Genomic DNA, 23,018 nt, shown 5'->3' on the forward strand with positions numbered 1-23,018 from the left:
AGTTTTATTCGCTCATGTTTTTAATATATGGTAATTGAGGCAGACAGCCAAAGCCGAAGAATTGCTTGGCGTTCTCGCCTAGGAAGAGACGCTTCTCGTCGGTAGTGAGTTCAGGTGTCTTCTCGATAAAATCGTAGCTCATCTTATAGGTGATGGCTGTGATAGTACGGGGGTAGTCGCTACCCCACATCAGTTTTTCCATACCCACCAGATCGGCAGCCTCTTTGATGGCCCTGATGGCTGAAGGGAAGGGATAGAACTCGTCGTTGAAGAGCCAAGTGATGCCACCACTCTCCACATACACATTGGTGTGGCGTGCCAGCTCGATCTGACTAAGCCAACCGGGGCGCGTCACCATGCCGAAATGGCCGATGGCAATTTTTAAGTGAGGGCACTCTTGGATGATTTCCTCCATCTGTCCTACCTGTGCATCGCCATCCTGCAGTTCGATGCCTAAGATCTTACCTTTATCTTCCAATAGGTGCATCAGCTGCATCATCTCGTCAGTCAGAAACTGTTGTGGCAGTCGGGCTGCAGGCACCTTGATGCCCTTGAACGAATCTACTACAGCCGGGGCAACCTCCATGAAGCCTGGATGGCGATAGTCTAGCATGCCGAAAGTGAAGAAGCGGTTGGGATAGCGGTTCTCTACCTGGATGAGGTAACTGTTCTGTATACCGTCGATAAACTCCTGTGTCACCACGGCTGCTGCCACCTGGGCATAGTCCATGTTGCTCAGGAAACGTTCAGCTGTGTTCTGTCCATCGGTCATAAATGGAGGTAGCATCTGGCGCTCCTCACCAAAGAAGAGCGAGCGACTGCGGTTGGGCTCCAGCTGACAGATGCGCTGGTTGCCTACTACCGTGTCCTGATTCAGCCACAGATGACTATGGGCATCGATTATGAGTTTTTCCATCTCACAAACATTTGGTCGCCAATAATTGCTTGTACTTTCTTCACCAGTTCCATGTCGAGTGGCTCGTTCACGTACTGTATGTTCTTGAGTACGTTTTTGGGGTTAGCACTGCTGAAGAGGGTAGTAGCTATACGTGGGTTCAGACTGGTTGAGAACTGTATGGCCAACTTATCGATGGGGTAGCCCTGACTCTCGCAGTAGGCTGCTGCCTTGGCACATGCCTGCTGCAGGTCTTGGGTTGCTGGGTGCCAAGCTGGTGCACCTCGCTGTGACAGTAGCCCCATTGAGAAAGGCGATGCGTTGATAACACCCACGCCGTACTGCTCGAAAAAGTCCAAATAGTCGGTCAGCAGCGTGTCGTTCAGTGAGTAGTGGCAGAAGTTCAAGATACTCTCCACTGTACCAGCGGGGGCATGCTCTACCACCCATTTCAGGTTTTCGGGCTGCAGGTCGGTGATACCCACGTGCTTCACTATACCTTTGTCGCGCAGTTCCACCAATGCAGGCAGCGTTTCATCTACGATGCGCTGCAATCCGCCTTCCATGTCGCCCTGAAACTCGATGTCGTGCACGTTAATCAGGTCGATGTAATCCACGTTCAGTCGCTCCATACTCTCATACACGCTCTCTTGTGCGCGCTTGGCACTATAGTCCCAGGTGTTCACACCGCCATGCCCGTAGCGGCCCACCTTGGTTGAGATGAAGAACTTGTCGTGCTTGATGTCCTTGAGTGCCTTGCCAAGTACGGTTTCGGCCTTCAGGTGCCCGTAGTAGGGCGACACGTCGATAAAGTTAATACCGTTGTCCACGGCAGTGTGCACAGCTTCGATACCTTCTTCTTCACGAATGCTGTGGAATACGCCACCCAGCGATGAGGCACCGAACCCTAAGTTCGATACCCGCATCCCTGTATGTCCGATTTCGTTGTAAATCATAAGTTGATATTATCTGTTAGTGGTAATTGTTGATATTGTTGTTATTTGGTGATTCTGAGAACTGGTGCAATAGCATTGGTTGGCTTGGGCAGATTTACTGTGAGCCCTTCTGCTGTTTGGGTCACCTTTAATCGTCCATAACCTAATAACCATACGCTATTTATGCGCTTCTTAAAGTATGGATTGCCCTTTGCCAGGCTCTTGATAATGATTTTTCCATCTTGAGACCATCCCATCGGAGTGGCATAGAGATATTTCTTGGTTTGATTGAATCGCACATCGCGATAGTCCATACCATCGTATTGGCCGTCGTTGAATCCCTGGGCATTCAGTTTGATGACTTTTTCGGCAATAGGGCCTTCGCCAAATATAGTCCAAGGACGTGTGCCAAAGATACTCTCTTTATTGACGGTCATCCAGAGCTCAAGGTCATCCAGTATCTTTGCTTCTTTTTCGTCATAGGTACCGTCGGCTTTCAGTGGAATGCTCAGCAGCAGATTACCGTTCTTAGATACAATGTCGATGAGCTGCTTTACCACTGTCTCTGCCGACTTGTACTGACCTTTCTCGTAGATCTCGGTGTTATAGTGCCACCCGCCTATACAGTTGCATGTTTGCCAAGGCTCTTCTATGATTTCGTTGGGTGCACCACGCTCTACGTCCCATGTCAGGGCTTTGCGCTGCTCGTCGCTCAGAATCTTGCCAAACACCACACCTCTTGGGTTCTTGTTATATAGGTGGGTAGCAATTTTCATACCTGCATCACTGATGTTGTAGAAGGGTAATACCGTTACGTCGAAATAGATGAGATCGGGCTGATAGCGGTTGATAGCATCGAGTGTTCGATTGTAGAAATTGGTTACAAAAGCCTTGCTGGGGATGGCTGCACCGTGTGTCCAGTCCCACTGGCGATGTATCTGTCCGTTATTCCATGTGAATTCGCTTGGTTCATGGTTCTGTGCGTACAGATCTTGTGGGTCGTAGCCTTCCCACCATTTTCCCTTTCCATCAGCTTTGGTCAGTTTGCCATCGTAGTACACAGCAGTCTTGGAACCATGAAGGTCGTAACGCTGGGCAGGTTCATACCATGTCCATGCATGGTCGGCGTGAAACGATATACCAAGGGGTAATCCTGCTTTCTTGGCTGCGCGCGCCCATCCCTCAAGGATATCCTTCTTGGGGCCGATGTTCATCGAGTTCCATGGTTGGTATTTCGAGTCCCACAAGTCGTAGTTGTCGTGGTGGTTTCCAAGCACAAAGAAATACTGTGCCCCGCAACGTTTGTATTTCTCTACTAATGCCTCGGGATTCCATTTCTCAGCCTTGAAGAGAGGCAGAATGTCTTTGAATCCCACTTCGGAGGGGTGCCCATAATGTGCCTTATGATATTCATAAGCCTTGGTGCCCTCCATATACATCTCGCGAGCCATCCAGTCGCCAGATCCTTCCACGCACTGAGGTCCCCAGTGAGCCCAGATACCGAATTTGGCATCGCGGAACCATTCGGGTGTCTGATGCTGCTCAAGCGACTGCCAGGTAGGCTCGTACTTGCCCACTTGCATTTTCTCTTGATCTTCTGATACCGTTATCTGATAAGCCTCTTGCGCGGTCGCATTTGTGAACCAGGCGCAGGCTACTGCGATAGCTAAAAATTTTTTCATGCTGCAAAAATACTAAATTAAATGAAAATAACCAATAATAAAACAAAAAAAATGCCCTCGCAACTATGACAATAGCCCGAGGGCACGACTAACTAATCAAATTATGCTACGTCTTACTAAATCTTAGTCATATAAATAAAATATTCTTTTCATCATTCTCCATTTTTGTGCAGAAGTAGCACCTTTCTGACATTCTTGAAACATGGAAGTGAAGTCTTCCCATTCAGCCTGTTTCGGAAGGGTGCCCAGTTTCGCCATCGCACTTTTCCATTCAAAGTCATGTGGTGTCTCGACAATCATGAACAACTTGTTGTTGAGTATGTAGAGTTCCATCTCTAAAATGCCGATGGCACGTATGCCTGCTCTGACTTCTGGCCACGAGTTGTATCTGTTGTGCGCTTCGATATAACTGTTTATCAATTTTGGATCGTCTTTCAAATCCATAGTTTGACAATAACGTTTAACAGGTATCCCGAATTCCTTTCGTTCATAGCCTGAATATTCTTCTTCTGTTTCTTTCATATCAGTTGTAACCTTCGTTCTGCTTTAGATTCTTGTTGATGTTCAAGTCATTTTGTGGGATGGGCCAGTAACGGTTATGAGCCGACCAGGTGCGAGGTTCAAACTGATAATACCCGTTTTTATCAACAGGTGAGGCTGTGCTGCCACTACCTCGGTAGTTGGGCGCACTGGGATCGTCGGACAGTTTGACACCTGTAAAGGTGTGATTCAGCACTTCGGCGGCAATTCCCCAGCGCAGAACATCGAAATATCTGAGTCCCTCGAAGGCCAACTCTACGCGGCGTTCTTTGCGGATGGCCTGTCTAAGTTCTTCTTGACTGGCTACGTCTTCCTTCTTGATTGCTGGCAGTTGCACACGACTGCGTATGTCGTTGATAGTCTTGTCGAGCACGTCTTGTGTTACGGCTGAAGGCTGCGACTCGTTGAGGGCCTCCACATAGCTGAGCAATACCTCTGCATAGCGTATGATAGGTGTATATACATAGTTGTCCCACAGGTTGTCGCTATTGTCAGGGTCGGCGCCTTTCTTGGGGCAGTAGCCATTAAACAGGGTGAATTTGTTATAACTGTCGGCCGTATTCGCTCCTTGATAGCAGTTATAGATCACTCCCTTGAACTGGGTTCCTTGATAAGTGCCTAGTGGGGGCAGATAGATGGTGGCATAGAGACGTGGATCACGGTTTTGATAAGGGTCGTTTTCGTCATACAGAGGTGATTCCTCGATACTCTTTCCATCGTTGCAGAAGTAGTCTCTCACCAGTTCATTATAGGGAGCAAACTGATGCCATCCACCTAGAATCTCTGGGAATAGGTAGATATAGCGTGAGTTGGTGAACTTGTCTTTGATTCCCATGATACAGAAAATGTTTTCAGGGCTATATTCGCCGCCAGCGTAGAACAACCTTTCATAGCTCTCAGCACCGTTGCGACGATCTAACTGGTAGATATTGGCTGTAATGAGGCGCTGATAGATATCTGCAGCCTCGGCATATTTGCTTTGAGCCAGATACACACGACCTAGCAGAGCCATAGCTGCTCCTTTTGTGAAGCGTCCATAGTCATCACCGGTATAAGCCTCTGGCAGAATGCTGATGGCTTCAGTCAGGTCTTTCTCAACTTGTGCATACACCTCTCCCTGCGAACTTTGGGCAATATTGTTGGCTTCGTCGATATTGAGAGTTTTCAGCGGCATGGGTACGTCCTTAAAATAGAAGGCCAGATTATAGAGAAAATAGGCGCGTAGGCTCTTGATTTCTGAACTCCATGCACGTTTTTTGTTTTCGTCCATGTTACAGTTCGCTACATTGTCGAGGAATGTGTTGTATTTGGCTATCTGCGTGTAGGCGTTGGCCCAGTACCAATAGATATTGCTGTTGGTGGCCACGGTGTTGCTGCTGGCCATGAGCGAGGTGAAGTTCTCTTTTTCAGTGCCATTGCCTCCGGCAAAATCCAGGTATAGCAGTCCCTGTGGCGAGTCGAAGTTGTCGTGACTCCAACCGGTCTGGAATCTGTAGCAACCCACCAATGCAAGTTTTGCATCGTTCTCGTCTGTCCAAAAAGTGGCATCCGAGATAGCTGCTGTAGGGGCTTTGTCGAGCTTATCCGAGCAGCTGCTTAGTGTAGGTGTCAGGAGGCTGATGGCCAATGCTGTGCACCATGTTGATATATTATTCGTTTTCATATTATTTGCGTTTATTATATGATACTATGGAAAATTAGAATTTTACGTTCACACCAAATGAATATATTCTGTTTACTGGGTAATATGATGGTGAATCACCAGTCCCGATTTCGTTCTCAGGATCCCAGCCTTTGTAGAAACTGTTGAAGGTGATAAGATTCTGACCGCTTACGAACACACGCAGGTTCTGGATGCCTAGTTTGCTAACAACTTCTTTAGGTAGCGTGTAACCCAATTGCAGATTCTTCAGACGTAAGAAACTGGCATCGCGCACCCAATAGTCGGAAACCTGTAGGTTGGTATTGTTCATGTTCAGTGTCTCCAGTCTTGGATATTCTGCCCACTTGTCAGGGGTCTCCTCTGTCCAGCAGTTGTCGGCTTGCCAACGCTGAATCTGGCCACCATTGTAGAATGCGTAGGCCATATACGAACCAATCAGTCGCTTGTGACCGCCTAATCCCTGCATCAGCATCGAAAAGTCAAAGCCTTTGTAGTTGGCTGTAACTGTCATACCATAGTAGAATTTTGGGGTTGTACTACCCAGAACCTTACGATCGTTGTTGGCGTCAACTTTATTGTCTCCGTTCTGATCTTTGTATTTCACGTAACCAGGCTTGATATCTGACTTTCCAACGAGTTGCTCTGGGGCCTTTTCTATCTCGTTTTGATCTACGAAAAGACCATCGGTTTCATAGCCATAGATGATGCCAAGAGGCTGGCCTACGATGCGGTTGTTGTTGATTTCCTCGGTGGCGCCGTTCGACAGTTTCTCTACGGCATTCTTCACCCATGTGAAGTTGGGGGAGATGCTGAATCGGAAGTCGTTGCCAATCTTACCATTGTAGGTCAGCGTAATCTCGATACCTTTATTTGATACGGCTCCTACGTTCGACTGTCCTACACTTCGACCTATCAGACTGGTCACTTCGACAGGTGCCAGAATGTCAGAGGTGTATTTGTTGAAATAGTCGATGGTACCTGTGAGAGAACTGTTCCAAAGAGCGAAGTCGATACCGAAATCGGTGATGGTTGTCTTCTCCCATGTAATATCTGGATTGTTGTAGGAAGCCATATAGACACCCGACTGATAGTTGGTAGGATTGCCCAAAGGTGCATCATGACCTAATGAATAAGTCTGTTGATAGGGATATACACCAATGTTTTGGTTGCCCAATACACCGTATGAGAGGCGCAACTTGAGGTTGTTTACTATCTCGCTGATAGACGAGCTCTTCCAGAATTCCTCTTCTGTGACGCGCCAACCTGCTGAAACAGATGGGAACAGGCCCCAGCGCTTATTGTTGGCAAAACGCGACGAACCATCGTAGCGTAGATTAGCTTCCAAAAGATAGCGGTCCTTGAATGCGTAGTTGATACGGCCAAAGAACGACATTAGTGCCCACTCTGAGAGCGAACTGTTGTTGTTGGCTGTAGCACTGCTGCCTGCTGAGAGTTCGTAGAGGTTGTTGTTGGGGAATGTGTTTCGACTGCCGCTCAAGTATTTGTTTACAGCATTTTCAAGTGACGAACCGGCTAGGATTTTAAAGTCGTGTCCTTTAATATTGCGTTCGTAGGTAATCAGTCCTTCGAGTGTGGTGTAGGTGTTGTCGGCACTTCCCATGGAGAGTGATGCTGGACCAACAGTTTTCGTGTCCGAGAAATAGGTGTTGGCACGGAATGACTTGTCGCTGCTGTTATAGAAAGTGACACCAGCCTTACTTGTCAGTTTCAGACCTTTGATGGGGGTGTCCCATATCAGCTGCCCTGATGCACTCATATTCTTACTTATATTGTTTACAAACGATTCACTGGCCAGCCAGGCCTCGGGGCTGTAGTTGTCTTGATAGCCAAAGCTGCCATCTGATTTCTGTCCTGCATAGATGGCGCCTTCTCGCACGGCATAGCCGATGATGCCATCGATGCTTGATGGGTCTCCGGTAGGGGCTTTGTATTTATTCCAATACGAGTTGAAGTTGATGTTCATAGTGAGGCGCTTGGACAGGTTGCTGTTAAGTGAAAACAATGCTGTGACACGTTCGTTGGAAGTCTCTGCTGTCAAACCGTCCTGATGGCGGTAACCCACAGACAAGTTGTACTTTGTGCTGGCATTGCCACCTTGAACGCTGATATTGTGCTGGTGCTGGAATCCAGAACCCGATTCCAATAACCACTTCAGATGGTTTACATTGGGATAATTGTCGGGATCGGTGCCATTTTTGAATTTTTCGATTTGATCTTGGCTGTAAGCCTCCTGACGCCCCATGTTACGCATGGCCATATTATAATAGGTGGCATACTCTGCTGATGAAAGGAATTCAGGCAGTTCAGTAGCGCTTTGCCAACCGAAGTTGTTGTTGTATGAAACGGTGATTTTACCTTCAGTACCTTTCTTTGTCTCAATCAGTATCACACCGTTGGCAGCACGGTTGCCATAGATAGAGGCCGATGCGGCATCTTTCAGGAATGAGATGCTCTGGATGTCGCTAGGATCTACATCATCGATATTGCCCGATAGTCCATCGATGAGCACTAAAGGGTCGTTGCCGGCGCTCGAGAAAGTTCCAGTACCGCGAATCTTTACAGTGGCGCCAGCGCCAGGACGACCTGAGTTTTGCAGAACACTTAGACCTGGAGCCAGTCCGGCCAGTGCTTGTGCAGTACTCATCACAGGCTTATTGGCCAAGTCTTCTGCCGATACACTCGACACAGAACCTGTCAGGTTCACCTTCTTCTGTGTACCATAGCCTACTACTACGAGTTCTTCCAGCAGACTGGCGTCTTCGGTCATGGTCACGTTGATGATGGTCTTGCCTTTCACGGCTATGCGCTGTGACTTATAGCCGATGTAGGAGAAGTCCAGATAGTCGTTACTACCTGCCGTGATACTAAAACGTCCGTTCAGGTCGGAAACTGTGCCGTTTCTACTACCACTTTTTTGGATCGATACACCAATCAGAGGATTCCCTTGGTGGTCGGTCACTAAGCCGTTAATAGTTGTCCCAGTCTGAGCCATACCCATATTGCTCAGGGTGAGTAGGAGCAAAACCAGCATTGTTCTGGCCAAATGCTCAGTAAATTCTTTTAGTTTCTTTGTCATAATAAAAAAGTTATTTATAGAATTTGGTAAAAACTTAGCGCAAAAATAGTGTGCTTTGTTCGGATTGTGGCTATGTTTTATCGATAGAAAATGGTAAAATATCGATGCCTACAATAAATAGTCGATATTTTGCTATCTGTTATTGTTTTAAATGTGTTTTGAATGGTATTTTATCGATGTGACGTGTGAGAATGGTGTGCATTTTGGCTGTTGGTTTCATAAAAAATCGATTTTTAGTTGGTTGGTTGAAAATAAATGTGTTTCTTTGCAGTCAAAAGGAATAAACTATGTATATAACTGTTGATAAACTGCATCTCCTTACCCTTCATGTAGGGTATGCCCAGCATTTGGGAGATTGGAATTGGAAAAGAGTACGAAGCCCCTTCGCACGGCTCTATTATGTCACTGATGGTGTGGCGCAGATAGAGATGGCATCGGGTATCTATACCCTTTTACCCCACCGCTTGTATCTGATTCCTGCTTTCACTGAGCATAATTGTATTTGCAATTCTGTGTTTAAACACTATTATATTCATATTTACGAAGAGATGCAGGGAGACTCGGGGGGGCTGGAAGAATACGACTTTCCTGTTGAGGTTGAGGCTGCTGCTTATGATTTGGATCTTTTTAAGAGGTTATGTTATATTAATCCATTTCTCAAGTTGCCTGAGTCTAATCCTGACTCTTATGACAATCACCAATCGCTCATCGGCAATATTCAGTTAAACCAGCGCCGTCCGTTTTGTGACAAGTTAGAGTCATGTGGTATTCTTTATATTCTGTTATCTCACTTTATGAAGTATGCCACTCCAAAGACAGAGGTGAAAGATAGCCGTATCCATCAGATGTTGGCTTATATTAGAAAGAATATTCATCTTCGTTTGGATATAGATGTGTTAGCTGATAAGGCTTGCATGTCGAAAGATCATTTTATCCGTGTGTTCAAGAGAGAGATGGGTGAAACCCCCAATGTGTATGTCACGAAGAAGAAAATGGAGAAAGCCGAACTTCTGTTGGTCACCTCCGATTTGTCTGTTAAGCAGGTGGCTGATTCTTTGGGGTATGAAGATTATTCGTATTTCAACAAGTTGTTTAAGAAGAATGCTGGTGTAACGCCCCAGCAATATCGGATGAATCACTCTTAGAACATTACGGTTCGTAAGCTTCGCGTGTCATTTCTACAGCGATGGTTTCTTGGTTGAAACGGCTGAAGGGGTAATACTCCAGGCCGTTGTGCGGCCCTTGATCACCCCACGAGTTTTTCATGATAAAGTAGCGCTCGCCATCCTCATCGTGAGCCAGACCAACGATGGTCATGGCATGGCTCTCATCCTCCCAGCACACGCCATGGTGGTTACGCACAGCGCGTTCGGTCTTGACCAGTAGCGAGTCCATCGGTATGTTCAGATAGCGTTCGTGGGTCCAGTTGTCGGGGATATCCAGCTCGGTTTCCTGGTTGTAGGGTAGTGCATCGTTGCTCATCAGTGCAATGTATTCGCCAGGCTTGCACACGCTGCGAGCAAACTCCTGTGGGGTGTATTGTGCCCCCAACATAAACACCCATTTTGGTGCTGGCGCATCTGACTTGCGCATAGCATCGTAGCCGCAGATGCCGTATTTCTCTAACATCGTAATCAGGGTGGTGGGCTCGCCACGCTTCGATGCAGGGCAGTCTTTCTCCTGGGCTATCATCTGCTCTATATAATAAGGTGAAAGGTTGACTGAGTCACCCCATCTGAGATGTTCTGTCTCGATAGCTGCCAGCATGGCGTATATCCAGCATGTCTGGCTCTGTCCCTGATTTTTGATAGGTGTCATACGGTTCAGCACATCGGTGGTGAAGTGCTTGCCCTCAGGGGTATAATTGCTTGTCTGGTGCGCGCATCCACTCACCAGTATAGCCAAACATGTGCTGTATGCTATCTTTTTTAGTTTCACGCCGCAAAGATAATAATTAATGCGCATAATACCAAATAAATTTGGTAATTTCAGAATAAGTTTGTACCTTTGCAACCTCATTCAGAAAATATGCATATCGCAGTAGCAGGAAATATAGGCAGTGGTAAGTCCACACTTACACGACTCCTGGCCCGTCATTACGGCTGGGAGGCGCGCTTCGAGGCTGTGGAGCATAACCCCTATCTCGAAGATTACTATCGCGATATCCATCGCTGGTCGTTCAATATGGAGGTGTATTTCCTCAAAGAGCGTTTTCGTGATCTTATCGCTATCTCGCAAGCCGACCATACGATTATTCAAGATCGCACCATCTACGAGGGCGTGTATGTGTTTATGGCTAACAATCGCGATATGGGCAACCTGTCGGAGCGTGATTTTGAGACCTACATGGAGTTATTCGAGCAGATGATGACAGTGGTGAAAGTGCCTGATCTGATGATTTATCTGCGTGCCTCGGTGCCCCATCTGGTAAGTAATATCCAGAAACGTGGACGTGACTATGAGCAGACGATGCAGCTGGAGTATCTGCAGAACCTGAATAATCGTTACGACGATTTCATTCAGCACAAGTACCCCGGTCGCGTGATTACCATCGAGAAAGACGAACTCGACTTTCTTAATGTCCCCAAGGACCTCTCTGGCATTATCGACAAAATTGATGCCGAACTTTTCGGCCTCTTCTCTTAATAATCAATTGTCAATTATTAATAATCAATTGGAAATATGCACATTGCAGTAGCAGGAAACATAGGCAGTGGTAAGACCACTCTTACGAAGTTGTTGGCCCATCGTTATGGATGGATTCCACGTTTCGAACCGGTCGATAATAATCCATATCTGGCTGATTTCTACGCAGATATGCCACGCTGGTCGTTCAATCTCCAGATTTATTTCCTCAATAAACGATTCAAGGAGGTGGTAGAGATTTCGCAGTCTAGTGAGACCATCATCCAGGATCGTACTATCTTTGAGGATGCTTGCATCTTTGCACCCAACCTGCATGGACAGGGCATGATGAGCGATCGTGATTTTGCTAATTATACCGACTTGTTTAATCTGATGATGTCACTTGTCAAACTCCCCGATCTCATGATCTATATTCGATCTAGCATCCCCACACTGGTGGCTCAGATACAGAAGCGAGGCCGTGAGTATGAGCAGACTATGCGACTCGACTATCTGCAGGGACTGGAAAAACGCTATGACGACTGGATTGCTGGCTACAAGGGCCCGCTCATCATTATCGATGGCGATCACTGTAAGTTTGGCGATCGTTCTGAGGATTTTCAGCAGGTGTGCGATATGATTGATGCCAAACTCTTTGGACTTTTTCCCTTGGATTGAAAGGTTGAAGAATTGAAAAATTGAAGTTAGATGATACAGGATTTTGAAATAATGGCGCCTGTGGGTTCGCGCGAATCACTTGCTGCGGCTATACAAGCTGGTGCCGATAGTATTTATTTTGGTATTGAAAAACTGAACATGCGTGCTCACTCGGCCACCACGTTCACCATTGACGATTTGCGAGAGATTGCTCAGACCTGCGATGCGCATGGTATTAAGAGTTATCTCACTGTCAATACCATTATATATGGTGAGGATATTCCCCTGATGCATGAGATTATTGATGCGGCTCACGAAGCAGGTATTTCTGCTGTTATCGCCAGCGATGTGGCTGTGATGACCTACTGCCGAAAGGTAGGACAGGAGGTGCATCTCTCTACTCAACTTAATATCTCGAATATCGAGGCCCTCAAGTTCTACGCTCAGTTTGCAGATGTAGTGGTGCTGGCGCGCGAACTCAATATGGATCAGGTGGCAGAAATCTTCCGTCAGGTAGAAGAGGAGAATATATGCGGTCCTAGCGGTAAGCAGATACGTATCGAGATGTTCTGCCATGGAGCCCTTTGTATGGCCATCAGTGGTAAGTGCTACATGAGTCTTCATGCAGCTAACCGCTCAGCCAACCGTGGTGAGTGCATTCAGATATGTCGTCGCTCTTATACAGCTACCGACAACGAGACAGGCTATCAGCTTGATATCGACAATAAATACATCATGAGTCCTAAAGATCTTAAGACCGTACGTTTTATTGACCGCATGATGAAGAGCGGCGTGCGAGTGTTTAAGATAGAGGGACGTGCACGTGGTCCCGAATACGTCTATACGGTGGTTACTGCTTACAAGGAGGCTATCCAGGCAGTGCTCGACGGCACGTTTACCGAAGAAAAGAAGGATGAGTGGGATGCCCGCTTGGCCACTGTGTTCAATCGTGGCTTCTGGGATGGCTACTACCAGGGACAGACCATGGGTGAGTGGAATAAGCACTACGGCTCTTGCGCCACCGAGCGTAAGGTATATATTGGTAGGGGCGTCAAGTATTTCTCTAAGTTAGGTGTGGCCGAGTTCTCTGTTGAAGCCAACACATTCAAGGTTGGCGATAAGATGCTCATTACAGGTCCTACCACAGGTGTGATGTATGTTACGGCCGACGAAATCCATGGCGACAACGGTCCTGTGGAGGTGGCCGAGAAAGGTACACGGGTTTCTATTACTGTGAGCGGAAAAATTCGCCAGAGCGATAAACTTTTTAAGCTTGAGCAGGTGGAACCAGCAGAATAACTGATAGATCAGGGTCGCATCACTGCGACCCTGATCTGTTAACCTACTAACCAATTACTAATCAACCAAGTTCCCTATATTTTCAGTCAACAGCTCAATTTATATTTTTTTATGTGAATGTTTGGTCGATTCACATAAATTATTTACCTTTGCCGCCAATATTAAGATTATCAACCTATGAATAACAAATGTATTTGGATTGTAATGTGCATGCTGCTGATGCTGGCATGTAGTCATGATGAAAGTGTTGGAGACTGGAATCCTGGTCAGGCTTCTGGGCATACCACCCCACCAATTCTCGACAAAAGCATTGTTCGCTTTGACTGCCACGAGGATACCTTCTCCGTCAACATCGTCTGCTCTGCCGACTGGACAATAAAGATTGATTCAAGTTGGGTTTCTGCCAATAAAATGAGTGGTAGAGGCAACGAAACAGTGAAGTTTAAATGCTCCAAGAATCTTACGGTAAAGCAACGTGAGGCTGAGATATACATCACTAATACATTCACCGGTAAATCGGCCAAGGTGCTGGTCTGTCAGACAGGTAGGCCTCGTGGCAAAGCCGGGTTAGTTAGCAATAGGGTTGTTGTGGGCAATGCACAGACTGGAGAGAAAACTTACATTGAATTGACTTTCGATATGCCCATCACGGTCGAGGCTATATCTTCGTCTCGTTATTACCTTAGCGATATTACTCCAGAGTATAGTGAAGATCATTGCTCTGTGCGCTTTGGAATGCCGGTTGTTACTCTAGGCTTGGAGTCTGAAGGTACTGTTACTGTTGTCAACGGCGATGGTGCTGAGACTACAACCTCATTCCGACTTGATTTTTACGACAAACACTATAAGGTAGAAGGCCAAGTGCGTGGTGCTATTGTTTCATCAGACGAGCAGAGCGTGTGGCTATCCACTAGTCATCCCTCTAAACTTATAGAGTTGTCGCTCGTAGACGGTAGCGTTCTTCATGAGATAGATATGCCCTTTACACCAGCAAAAATCAGCATTAATCCCTATAATGGCCTACTCTATGTTATGCCTTATAACATGTTCGAAGACAAGGGATTTGCCAATAGCTTCTGCACTGTCAACCCCAAAAAAGGCAGCATCACTGCTACTTATACTATAGAACCTTCGGCCAAAACTCATCCGCAGTATCCTGTCATCTATCCCTACGAGGTGGAGTTTACAAGCGATGGCTTCGGCGTATTAATGCTGCGTTCCAGGGAAACAACGCAGCTGGAGTGGCGCTATATCGATAGCGCCAATGACAATAAGATAACTGCAACAGATTATGACTGGACTACTTTTTGGGTAGAACATGTGTATCAGGGTTGCAATCAGAAATCCATATACGCTAACGGATATTGCGCAGTGTTCTCTGATCTGTATCAGATAACGCGCCAGCAGCCTGTCCCCCAGCCGCATACGCTCGATACTCATTTTAAAAACACAAACTATTGGGCTGGTGGCAATATGACCAACATGGTTTTCCACCGTTCGCGCAATCGCCTGTTTGTCTCTACAGCACCATATTGCCAGTGTGTGGTAAACCTCGATAATGACAGTTATTCTGAGGTGTTCAATGCAGAGTCTCGCGGTGCAAAAGCTGCATGGGACTATACCGACCCTTCGCGTAACATAATCTATTTTGCAGGCGGCATAGGCAGCCTTTTCCTGGTGCTTGATATGGACAAGCCCGACTGCGTGTATTATCAAGAATGTATTTGGGGGTCAGATGATATATGCACCATCGATCATCTGGCTACAACCAATCAGGTTTTGATTACCTCATTAGATGGGGTGTATCTGCTCTCGCTCAACCATGACAAATGACACTATGCTGTGAGCGGAAAAATTCGCCAGAGCGATAAACTTTTCAAACTTGAAGGCGTTTCACAATAACAAATCAGGGGTGCATCACTGCACCCCTGATTCACTTTTTACCAATTAACTAATAATTACTAACCATTATACTAACAAAAACTATAAATGTATGAAAAAACTAATCCGTGTTTCTGGTACTACTGATTTTCTGCTGCAAAGGTAGGCATTTATGCACATTCTCAAAAATATCTTCAACCAACTGCCTTTTATCTTCAGCCAATCGCTCAATTTATATTTTCTTAGCAGTGAAACCTAAGAGGAATTGTGCAAGGTGTTGTTTATCAATACATAATGAGAATAGCCCCAAAATATTAACTCTTTTTTAATTGAAATATGTTTGGTGAGGTAGGGGATTTTTAGTAACTTTGCAGGCAAATTATATAAGCTATGACAATAAACGAGATACAAGACGAAATTATAGAGGAGTTCGGTGGTTTTGACGACTGGATGGATAAATACCAGTTGCTCATCGACTTAGGTAATGAGCAGGAGTCATTGGACGATAAGTATAAGACTGAGCAGAACCTGATAGACGGTTGTCAGAGTCGTGTGTGGTTGCAGGCCGACCTTGTGGATGGCAAAATTCATTTTTCTGCCGAGAGCGATGCACTCATCGTGAAGGGTATTGTGGCCTTGCTGATACGTGTGCTTTCTGACCATACACCACAGGAGATTCTGGATGCCGACCTCTACTTCATCGAGGAGATTGGTCTGAAGGAGCATCTCTCACCAACCCGTAGTAACGGACTGTTGGCGATGGTGAAGCAAATAAAAATGTACGCGCTTGCGTATAATGGAAAGAGTAACTCTTAAAAAAATAACTAAATAACCCACTATGATACAGACTGTAAAAAAGCGCGACGGGCGCATCGTTGGATTTAACGAACAGAAGGTGATGGCCGCCATACGTAAGGCCATGTTGCACACTGATAAAGGCGAGGATGAGCGACTGCTTTACCAGATTACTGACCGTATCGCGCAGCGCGGCGAGAGTCAGATGACGGTAGAGGAAATTCAAGACCTGGTGGAGATGGAATTGATGAAGTCAAGTCGTAAGGACGTGGCTCAGAAATATATTGCCTATCGCAACCAGCGCTCAATAGCCCGAAAGGCTAAGACTCGCGAGGTGTTCCTTGATATCGTGAATATCAAGAACAATGATGTGACGCGCGAAAATGCCAATATGAACGCTGATACCCCAGCGGGTATGATGATGAAGTTTGCTAGCGAAACGACAAAACCTTTCGTAGATGATTATCTGTTGAGCGAGGAGAGTCGTAACGCAGTAGAACATAACTATCTGCATATCCATGATAAGGATTACTATCCAACCAAGAGTCTCACTTGTGTGCAGCACCCATTGGATAATATCCTGCAAAACGGATTTACAGCCGGACACGGCGCTTCGCGTGCTGCAAAGCGCATCGAGACTGCCAGCGTGCTGGCCTGCATTTCAATGGAGTGCGCTCAGAATGAGATGCATGGTGGACAGGCTATACCAGCCTTCGATTTCTATCTGGCACCTTATGTGCGCATGAGTTATATCGAAGAACTGAAAGCGCTCGAAGACCTGTATGGCGAGAGCCTTAAGGAACTGTATGACGAACCTTTGATGGACTATCTGAAGGCACCGCTCGATGGGTTGGAAGGTAAGGATCGTGCACGCCAGCATGCTATGAACAAGACAGTGAGCCGTGTGCACCAGGCCATGGAGGCTTTCATTCATAATATGAATACCATTCACTCGCGTGGAGGTAACCAGGTGGTGTTCTCGAGCATTAACTATGGTACCGATACCAGTGCCGAGGGACGTTGTGTGATGCGCGAGATATTGCTTTCTACCTATGAAGGCGTAGGTAACGGAGAGACGGCTATCTTCCCAATTCAGATATGGAAAAAGAAACGTGGTGTGAACTACCTGCCAGAGGATCGTAACTTCGACCTCTATCAACTGGCTTGTAAAGTGACGGCCCGCCGTTTCTTCCCTAACTTCCTGAATCTGGATGCCAGCTTCAATCAGGCAAGTGAGTGGCGTGCCGACGATCCCAAGCGCTATATGCATGAGGTAGCTACGATGGGCTGTCGTACACGTGTGTTTGAGAACCGTTTCGGACCTAAGACCAGTATTGGACGTGGAAACCTTTCGTTCTCAACTATCAATATCGTCAAACTGGCCTTGGAGTGCCGTGAGGAACAGGATGAGCAGAAGCGTATCGACATGTTCTTTGCCAAACTCGATCAGATGCTGGAGATTACTGCTAAGCAGCTGGATGACCGTTTCCAATTCCAGAAAACCGCTTTTGCCAAGCAGTTCCCCCTGCTGATGCAGTGCTTGTGGGTTGGAGCCGATAAGCTGAAACCAATGGATAGCATTGAAAGTGTAATCAATCAAGGAACACTTGGTATTGGATTTATCGGACTGGCCGAGGCATTAGTAGCTCTGACGGGTAAACACCACGGTGAGAGCGAGAAGAGTCAGGAACTGGGTGTCAGAATTGTGACCTACATGCGTGACCGTGCTAATGAGTTCTGCGACCGCTATCACCATAATTATAGCATATTAGCTACACCTGCCGAGGGCCTGAGTGGTAAGTTTACAAAGAAGGATCGAAAGGAGTTTGGCGTGATTCCTGGTGTAACCGATCGTGACTACTATACTAACTCTAACCATGTGCCCGTATATTTCAAGTGCAGCGCACGCCATAAGGCTGAGGTTGAGGCACCTTATCACAATCTGACACGTGGCGGACATATCTTCTATGTGGAAATCGATGGCGATGCAACACACAATCCACAGGTGATTATGAGTGTTGTTGACATGATGGACCAGTTGGATATGGGTTATGGCAGCGTAAATCATAACCGCAACCGCTGTATGGAATGTGGTTATGAGAATGCTGATGACCACCTGGAGAAGTGTCCTAAGTGTGGCTCTACCAACATCGATAAACTGCAGCGTATTACAGGCTATCTGGTTGGTACCACAGATCGTTGGAATAGTGGTAAGCTAGCTGAACTGAACGACCGCGTGACCCATATTGATCACGCAGCTCAGGATCAGGCACTTTTTGAGGATTGAAAAGTTCAACAATTGAAGAATTGAAGTTGAAGTGATTCGAGTTCTCGATATCATAGAAGATACGATGGTGGACGGCCCGGGCTTCCGGACGTCCATCTATTGTGCTGGGTGTGGTCATCAGTGTCCTGGCTGTCATAACCCGCAGTCGTGGGCTTTTGACGGTGGGCGCGAGATGACTACGCAGCAGCTCATGAAGATTATTACAGCCGACCCATTTGCCAACGTGACTTTCTCTGGGGGAGACCCGATGTATCAAGCTGCTGGCTTTGCAGAGTTAGCACATGCTATTCATGAGCAAACAAATAAAGATATCTGGTGTTTTACAGGCTTTACATTCGAAAGCCTGATACAGGATGATCAGCGTGAATTGTTACGACAAATTGACGTGTTGGTTGACGGCCCCTTTGTGGAGCGTCTGAAAAACCCCGACCTGCTGTTCCGAGGCTCATCGAACCAGCGACTTATCGACGTGCCAGCTTCACTCTATGAGGGTAGAGTGGTGCTTTGGACGCCTGATATCAGTGTGTAAGTCTTATTCTTCCTTATAAGAATCCAGCTTTTTGAGGTAGTAGTCACGGAAGTCATTCCAGTGATAGTAAGGTGCCATGTGCGTAGGCAGAGGCAGCATGGCCTCATTCTCGTTGAGCAGCACTTTGAAGAGGATGTTATGGTCGTGCATGTTTCTGCGATAGAATACAAATTGTATATTGGCTGCCATTGGGAACACTTCGAAGTTTATCCAACCTTCCAAGTCGAGCTGTTCCAGGTCATGGATTTCGCGTCCATAGCCGTTCAGGTCGAGCAAGCAGGCCAGTGGAAGGATGATGGTTTCGTGACCAAATCGCAGGGTGGCACCAGGGTGAGGCAAGGTGAGACAACTGTCGGCATCGGCGATGATGCGTCGCAGCAATTTACGTTGAGTGAAAGGCTGATGCCCACCATTATGAGGGTTGCAGCCAAAACTGAGGTACCAGAAAGCATTGGCCTGTAGCCAATTGTTATAAAGCTCGTCTGGGCTGTAGATGTCGAAGAGATTAAAGAGATCGCGCATCTCTGTTCCCTGTACACTAGATGCTATCTTAAAAATCGACTTATTGAGTTCAAAGGCATCTATCTCGTGATTGAAGTAGGCAGTGTCGTTGAATAGCTTGCTCATGGCAGGCTTGTCGATGGCATAATGACTACAGAACTCATTATACACTTCCTGCGTCTTCTTGGAGTAGCGCTGACGGTAGAGTGCAGAGTCTTGCAGATTCATGTAATACATATCGTGCTGCGAGGCATCGGCATTGAACACCAGGTGATGATTATTTTTTGCTAATTGCAGCAACTCGTTCTGCATCGACAGTATGCAGCGTATCACTACAGTACTCTTGGCCTCTACCACAGAATGTCCTTGAAATACCTCTGGGAAACGATCGTACATGCGCTGAGCTATCTGGCGGTGCTGGGCAGCACCCAAGGGTGTCAGGTCGCCATAACGGCCCTTGGCGTCCTCGTGCAAATATCCCAACAACCGCAATGCTTTTTCGCCTAATTCCGTGAGTTTGCCTGCTTCGCTGGCTTTGAGCAATACCTGATAAGGCTTATCGTACTCCTCAGCTTTGATGAGATAGCGGGAGCCATGACGGGCATAGGTGCTGATGTAGAATGGATGGTAGCCTGACGGAGCTGGGGTGAGTTCGCGTGTGGGTCCCTGGTAAGCATAGTAGTTGCTTCCTGCTTTCAGGAAATCCCGTTTCAACTGTTCGCGTACGTTTTGAGCGAAGACTGAGACTGCCGACAGTGCCAAAAGGGCAAATAATATCACTTTTCGCATAGATTTTTCCTTTTTTCGGGGCAAATATACAAAAAAATCACTATTTTTGCAAAAAAATAGCACATAATATGGCAAAAAACTCAAAATGGCAGGATGAATACTGGCTACTGCTCTTGCAGTTATACCTACAAAAACCCACTGGCGTCAAGCCGATGTACAGCAAGCCGCTCATCGATTTGAGTATGGAGTTGCACATCGAACCCCAGCAGATTTTTAACAAGTTATGTCAGATAGCCAACCTTGAAACACCACGCATCGAACACATCTGGGAGGTGTATGGACAGAATCCGCGTAAGTTGAAACGGGCTGTCAACCTATTGCGTGAGATGTGGGGATTTAATAATGCCTTGGAGTTTTATGAGGGCGTGGAGACGATAGAGAGTTTTGAGAAAGATTTTAAGCCCATCGCTGATGACACTACGCTTACACCTATGATGCTGGTGCTGATACTCGACGTGTACTTCCGTCTGACTCCCATTACGATGGTAGCTGAGACGCCTGAGGTACAGGAACTTGCTAAGATGATGAAACTGCAGCCACAAGAGGTGGTAGAGGCGATGGAAGCATTTCAGCACTGCGATCCTTATTTGAACAGGAAAGATGTGGCAGATGGGGCCCTAGCGCAGGCTTGTCAGAAGGTTTGGCGCAGATTTGGCAATGCTGAGCCGCAGGATTTGGAGTCGTATGCCGACCAATTAAAAGAGTATTTTAAGTGAAAAACGATAATATACAGATACAGGAACAACTACAACAACAAAAGCTGGGGCAGACTTTCTCTCAGCAGCAGTTGTTGCAATCGTCGCTGATTGAACTACCAGTGACGCAGTTGGTTGACCGTATCAACACTGAAATGAACGATAATCCCGCGCTGGAGTCGGAATCGACCTATGACGATGATAATATTGGTGTCGATGAGCCGGACTATGGAGCTGATGCTCCCGAAGGTGTCGACGATTTCGAGACTGCCAATGAGCGTGAGGAGCGACAAAGTGCTCTAGACGAGGCGCTGAGCGGTATCGGGCGTGATGACGAAGATCTGCCAGTGTATCAGAGTGGCAGTTCGTATAATGAGGAGCGTGAGGAGATTGTGTATGGTGAGGCAACATCTTTCTACGACCAACTGAAAGAGCAGGTGGGTGAGATGGAGCTTACGGATAAAGAGCGTGATATCATGGATTATCTGATAGGCTCGCTTGATGATGACGGACTACTGCGTAAGGACCTCTCCATCGTGAGCGACGAGTTGGCTATCTATCATAATATCGATGTTAGCGTGCAGGAGATAGAGCACGTGCTTATTAGACTTCAGGCTTTCGACCCTGCTGGTATTGGCGGTCGCTCGCTTCAGGAGTGCCTGTTATTGCAGATAGAACGCAAGGAACCTTCCAAACTGCGCGACCTGATGGAACGCGTGATTGAGCATTATTTTGAGGCTTTTACACGAAAACACTGGGATAAGATACAAGCCGACCTGCAGTTGAATGACACACAGGCCGAGGCGCTGTTTCGCGAACTGCGCAAGTTGAATCCGCGTCCAGGAGCTTCGCTGGGTGAGACTGTGGGGCGCAGTATGCAACAGATAACGCCAGACTTTATCGTAGATACTCAAGACGATGGTACTATCACTTTTACGCTGAACAATGGAGAAGTGCCCGAACTGAAAGTGTCGCAGTCGTTTGTCGATTCGATGAAGGAATATCAGCAAAACAAGGACAATCTGAGTAAGCAGACCAAAGAAGCACTGCTGTATATCAAGAAGAAAGTGGATGCTGCCCAGGGATTCATCGAGGCCATCAAGGTGCGCCGTCATACACTCAGCGTCACTATGCGTGCCATTATCCAGTTGCAACGACAGTTCTTCCTGGATGGCGATGAAGCCTCGTTGCGTCCTATGATTCTGAAAGATGTGGCAGAAATGGCCGGACTCGATATTTCTACCATCTCTCGTGTTAGCAACTCGAAATATGCCCAAACCCGTTGGGGAACCTTCCCCCTGCGCCATTTTTTCAGCGATGGTTACGTGACTGAGAGTGGTGAGGAACTTAGTACCCGACAGATTAAGGCCGCCTTGCGTGACTTGGTTGAGGCTGAAGACAAACGTAAGCCGCTGAGCGACGACCAACTGAAAGACCGTTTGGCTGAGGAGGGATTTCCTATCGCTCGACGCACTGTAGCCAAGTACCGCGAACAACTGGGAATTCCTATAGCAAGATTAAGAAAATGAGCAGAGAAAAGAATATCATATTGACGGCAAGGGTGGTGAGCATGGTGTTCACCCCGTTCTACCTGCCCATGGTGGGACTATTGTCGCTCTTCTTCTTGAGTTACCTGAGTCTGATGCCATTGGGGTACAAACTGCAAGTATTGGCACTTGTTTATTTCTTTACTATCCTACTGCCAACGGTACTCATACATCTCTATCGTAAGTACAATGGTTGGAACTTGATAGAGCTGGGACATAAGGAGCGTCGTATGGTGCCTTATGTCATCTCTATCCTCTGCTACTTCTTCTGTGTGTATATCATGGATGCACTTCATATCCCACACTTCATGGGTACCATCGTCTCTACGGCTTTGGCCATTCAGATTGTGTGTGCGCTCATCAATGTGTGGTGGAAGATCTCTACGCATACATCAGCTATCGGTGGCGTGGCTGGCGCGTTGTTCGTGTTTGGCGAACTGTTTGCATTCAATCCTATCTGGTGGCTCTGCCTGGTATTTGTTTTGGCAGGTTTGCTGGGCACTAGCAGGATGATCTTGCGTCAGCATTCATTAGCTCAAGTCGTGGCTGGTTTCTTGGTAGGACTTGTATGTTCAGTATTAGGATTAATTTATTTGTAAAA

At 46.8% G+C, this 23,018-nt stretch carries 19 protein-coding genes; 11 read left to right on the forward strand and 8 right to left on the reverse strand.

Annotated features, from left to right (window positions below; genetic code table 11):
* Nucleotides 1–4 precede the first annotated feature (4 nt).
* The 6 genes from T360_RS0101990 to T360_RS0102015 all read right to left on the reverse strand — a co-directional run bounded on the left by T360_RS0101990 (nucleotide 5) and on the right by T360_RS0102015 (nucleotide 8,812).
* Entirely contained in the window at nucleotides 5–916 is a 912-nt protein-coding gene (locus T360_RS0101990; protein ID WP_028911303.1) for an amidohydrolase, read from the reverse strand.
* Nucleotides 901–1,851 (reverse strand): aldo/keto reductase, encoded by a 951-nt coding sequence (locus tag T360_RS0101995; RefSeq protein WP_028911304.1) that lies wholly within the window; start codon nucleotides 1,849–1,851, stop codon nucleotides 901–903. The genes T360_RS0101990 and T360_RS0101995 overlap by 16 nt, the downstream gene beginning before the upstream one ends.
* 41 nt (nucleotides 1,852–1,892) lie before the next feature.
* On the reverse strand, nucleotides 1,893–3,512 hold the full coding sequence (locus T360_RS0102000; protein WP_051523287.1) for an alpha-L-fucosidase: 1,620 nt from the start codon (nucleotides 3,510–3,512) through the stop codon (nucleotides 1,893–1,895).
* A 123-nt stretch (nucleotides 3,513–3,635) separates the two neighbouring features.
* Nucleotides 3,636–4,034, reverse strand: a complete 399-nt coding sequence (locus T360_RS0102005; protein ID WP_028911306.1) for an L-rhamnose mutarotase — start codon at nucleotides 4,032–4,034, stop codon at nucleotides 3,636–3,638.
* A 1-nt stretch (nucleotide 4,035) separates the two neighbouring features.
* A complete protein-coding gene (locus tag T360_RS0102010) occupies nucleotides 4,036–5,715 on the reverse strand; it encodes a RagB/SusD family nutrient uptake outer membrane protein (RefSeq protein ID WP_036928468.1) in 1,680 nt (559 codons plus the stop codon).
* A 34-nt stretch (nucleotides 5,716–5,749) separates the two neighbouring features.
* Nucleotides 5,750–8,812 carry a TonB-dependent receptor gene (locus T360_RS0102015; protein ID WP_051523288.1) on the reverse strand — a complete coding sequence of 1,021 codons (3,063 nt, stop codon included), beginning with the start codon at nucleotides 8,810–8,812 and terminating at the stop codon, nucleotides 5,750–5,752.
* A gap of 287 nt (nucleotides 8,813–9,099) precedes the next feature.
* Here T360_RS0102015 and T360_RS0102020 point away from each other — a divergent pair, with 287 nt between their 5' ends.
* Nucleotides 9,100–9,957 (forward strand): AraC family transcriptional regulator, encoded by an 858-nt coding sequence (locus T360_RS0102020; protein ID WP_028911309.1) that lies wholly within the window; start codon nucleotides 9,100–9,102, stop codon nucleotides 9,955–9,957.
* Between the two features lie 4 nt (nucleotides 9,958–9,961).
* On the opposite strand, the gene T360_RS0102025 is transcribed toward T360_RS0102020, so the two are convergent.
* Complete coding sequence (locus tag T360_RS0102025) at nucleotides 9,962–10,750, reverse strand: C1 family peptidase (protein ID WP_197019249.1); 789 nt, start codon at nucleotides 10,748–10,750, stop codon at nucleotides 9,962–9,964.
* 90 nt (nucleotides 10,751–10,840) lie between these two features.
* On the opposite strand from T360_RS0102025, the gene T360_RS0102030 reads away from it, so the two are divergent.
* The 7 genes from T360_RS0102030 to nrdG all read left to right on the forward strand — a co-directional run bounded on the left by T360_RS0102030 (nucleotide 10,841) and on the right by nrdG (nucleotide 18,885).
* A complete protein-coding gene (locus T360_RS0102030) occupies nucleotides 10,841–11,458 on the forward strand; it encodes a deoxynucleoside kinase (RefSeq protein WP_028911311.1) in 618 nt (205 codons plus the stop codon).
* Between the two features lie 36 nt (nucleotides 11,459–11,494).
* Nucleotides 11,495–12,115, forward strand: a complete 621-nt coding sequence (locus tag T360_RS0102035) for a deoxynucleoside kinase (protein ID WP_028911312.1) — start codon at nucleotides 11,495–11,497, stop codon at nucleotides 12,113–12,115.
* 30 nt (nucleotides 12,116–12,145) lie between these two features.
* Complete coding sequence (locus T360_RS0102040; protein WP_028911313.1) at nucleotides 12,146–13,393, forward strand: peptidase U32 family protein; 1,248 nt, start codon at nucleotides 12,146–12,148, stop codon at nucleotides 13,391–13,393.
* 177 nt (nucleotides 13,394–13,570) lie between these two features.
* A complete protein-coding gene (locus T360_RS0102045) occupies nucleotides 13,571–15,226 on the forward strand; it encodes a BACON domain-containing protein (RefSeq protein ID WP_028911314.1) in 1,656 nt (551 codons plus the stop codon).
* 438 nt (nucleotides 15,227–15,664) lie between these two features.
* Nucleotides 15,665–16,090, forward strand: coding sequence for a SufE family protein (locus T360_RS0102050; RefSeq protein ID WP_028911315.1), 426 nt, complete (start codon nucleotides 15,665–15,667; stop codon nucleotides 16,088–16,090).
* 22 nt (nucleotides 16,091–16,112) lie between these two features.
* A complete protein-coding gene (locus tag T360_RS0102055; protein WP_028911316.1) occupies nucleotides 16,113–18,356 on the forward strand; it encodes an anaerobic ribonucleoside triphosphate reductase in 2,244 nt (747 codons plus the stop codon).
* 31 nt (nucleotides 18,357–18,387) lie between these two features.
* Nucleotides 18,388–18,885, forward strand: coding sequence for an anaerobic ribonucleoside-triphosphate reductase activating protein (nrdG, locus tag T360_RS0102060; RefSeq protein WP_028911317.1), 498 nt, complete (start codon nucleotides 18,388–18,390; stop codon nucleotides 18,883–18,885).
* 3 nt (nucleotides 18,886–18,888) lie between these two features.
* Here the strand turns inward: nrdG and T360_RS0102065 are convergent, their stop codons facing one another.
* On the reverse strand, nucleotides 18,889–20,175 hold the full coding sequence (locus T360_RS0102065) for a histidine-type phosphatase (protein WP_028911318.1): 1,287 nt from the start codon (nucleotides 20,173–20,175) through the stop codon (nucleotides 18,889–18,891).
* Between the two features lie 68 nt (nucleotides 20,176–20,243).
* On the opposite strand from T360_RS0102065, the gene T360_RS0102070 reads away from it, so the two are divergent.
* From T360_RS0102070 to T360_RS0102080, 3 genes are read left to right on the forward strand one after another with little or no spacing between them, the layout of a single operon-like run.
* Nucleotides 20,244–20,891: a hypothetical protein gene (locus T360_RS0102070; RefSeq protein WP_028911319.1), complete on the forward strand. Its 648-nt coding sequence runs from the start codon at nucleotides 20,244–20,246 to the stop codon at nucleotides 20,889–20,891.
* The gene (gene rpoN / locus T360_RS0102075) at nucleotides 20,888–22,399 is read left to right on the forward strand and encodes an RNA polymerase factor sigma-54 (RefSeq protein ID WP_028911320.1); all 1,512 of its coding nucleotides are present in this window, start codon (nucleotides 20,888–20,890) and stop codon (nucleotides 22,397–22,399) included. The genes T360_RS0102070 and rpoN overlap by 4 nt, the downstream gene beginning before the upstream one ends.
* Entirely contained in the window at nucleotides 22,396–23,016 is a 621-nt protein-coding gene (locus tag T360_RS0102080; protein WP_036928474.1) for a phosphatase PAP2 family protein, read from the forward strand. The genes rpoN and T360_RS0102080 overlap by 4 nt, the downstream gene beginning before the upstream one ends.
* Nucleotides 23,017–23,018: the final 2 nt, after the last annotated feature.

The organism is Prevotella sp. MA2016 (assembly GCF_000619825.1).
GTDB lineage: Bacteria > Bacteroidota > Bacteroidia > Bacteroidales > Bacteroidaceae > Prevotella.

What these genes read in the sequence shown, in the direction of transcription:
- T360_RS0101990 (WP_028911303.1), bottom strand. Translation starts at nt 916, where the DNA reads ATGGAAAAACTCATAATCGATGCCCATAGTCATCTGTGGCTGAATCAG.
- T360_RS0101995 (WP_028911304.1), bottom strand. Translation starts at nt 1,851, where the DNA reads ATGATTTACAACGAAATCGGACATACAGGGATGCGGGTATCGAACTTA.
- T360_RS0102000 (WP_051523287.1), bottom strand. Translation starts at nt 3,512, where the DNA reads ATGAAAAAATTTTTAGCTATCGCAGTAGCCTGCGCCTGGTTCACAAAT.
- T360_RS0102005 (WP_028911306.1), bottom strand. Translation starts at nt 4,034, where the DNA reads ATGAAAGAAACAGAAGAAGAATATTCAGGCTATGAACGAAAGGAATTC.
- T360_RS0102010 (WP_036928468.1), bottom strand. Translation starts at nt 5,715, where the DNA reads ATGAAAACGAATAATATATCAACATGGTGCACAGCATTGGCCATCAGC.
- T360_RS0102015 (WP_051523288.1), bottom strand. Translation starts at nt 8,812, where the DNA reads ATGACAAAGAAACTAAAAGAATTTACTGAGCATTTGGCCAGAACAATG.
- T360_RS0102020 (WP_028911309.1), top strand. Translation starts at nt 9,100, where the DNA reads ATGTATATAACTGTTGATAAACTGCATCTCCTTACCCTTCATGTAGGG.
- T360_RS0102030 (WP_028911311.1), top strand. Translation starts at nt 10,841, where the DNA reads ATGCATATCGCAGTAGCAGGAAATATAGGCAGTGGTAAGTCCACACTT.
- T360_RS0102035 (WP_028911312.1), top strand. Translation starts at nt 11,495, where the DNA reads ATGCACATTGCAGTAGCAGGAAACATAGGCAGTGGTAAGACCACTCTT.
- T360_RS0102040 (WP_028911313.1), top strand. Translation starts at nt 12,146, where the DNA reads ATGATACAGGATTTTGAAATAATGGCGCCTGTGGGTTCGCGCGAATCA.
- T360_RS0102045 (WP_028911314.1), top strand. Translation starts at nt 13,571, where the DNA reads ATGAATAACAAATGTATTTGGATTGTAATGTGCATGCTGCTGATGCTG.
- T360_RS0102050 (WP_028911315.1), top strand. Translation starts at nt 15,665, where the DNA reads ATGACAATAAACGAGATACAAGACGAAATTATAGAGGAGTTCGGTGGT.
- T360_RS0102055 (WP_028911316.1), top strand. Translation starts at nt 16,113, where the DNA reads ATGATACAGACTGTAAAAAAGCGCGACGGGCGCATCGTTGGATTTAAC.
- T360_RS0102065 (WP_028911318.1), bottom strand. Translation starts at nt 20,175, where the DNA reads ATGCGAAAAGTGATATTATTTGCCCTTTTGGCACTGTCGGCAGTCTCA.
- T360_RS0102070 (WP_028911319.1), top strand. Translation starts at nt 20,244, where the DNA reads ATGGCAAAAAACTCAAAATGGCAGGATGAATACTGGCTACTGCTCTTG.
- T360_RS0102080 (WP_036928474.1), top strand. Translation starts at nt 22,396, where the DNA reads ATGAGCAGAGAAAAGAATATCATATTGACGGCAAGGGTGGTGAGCATG.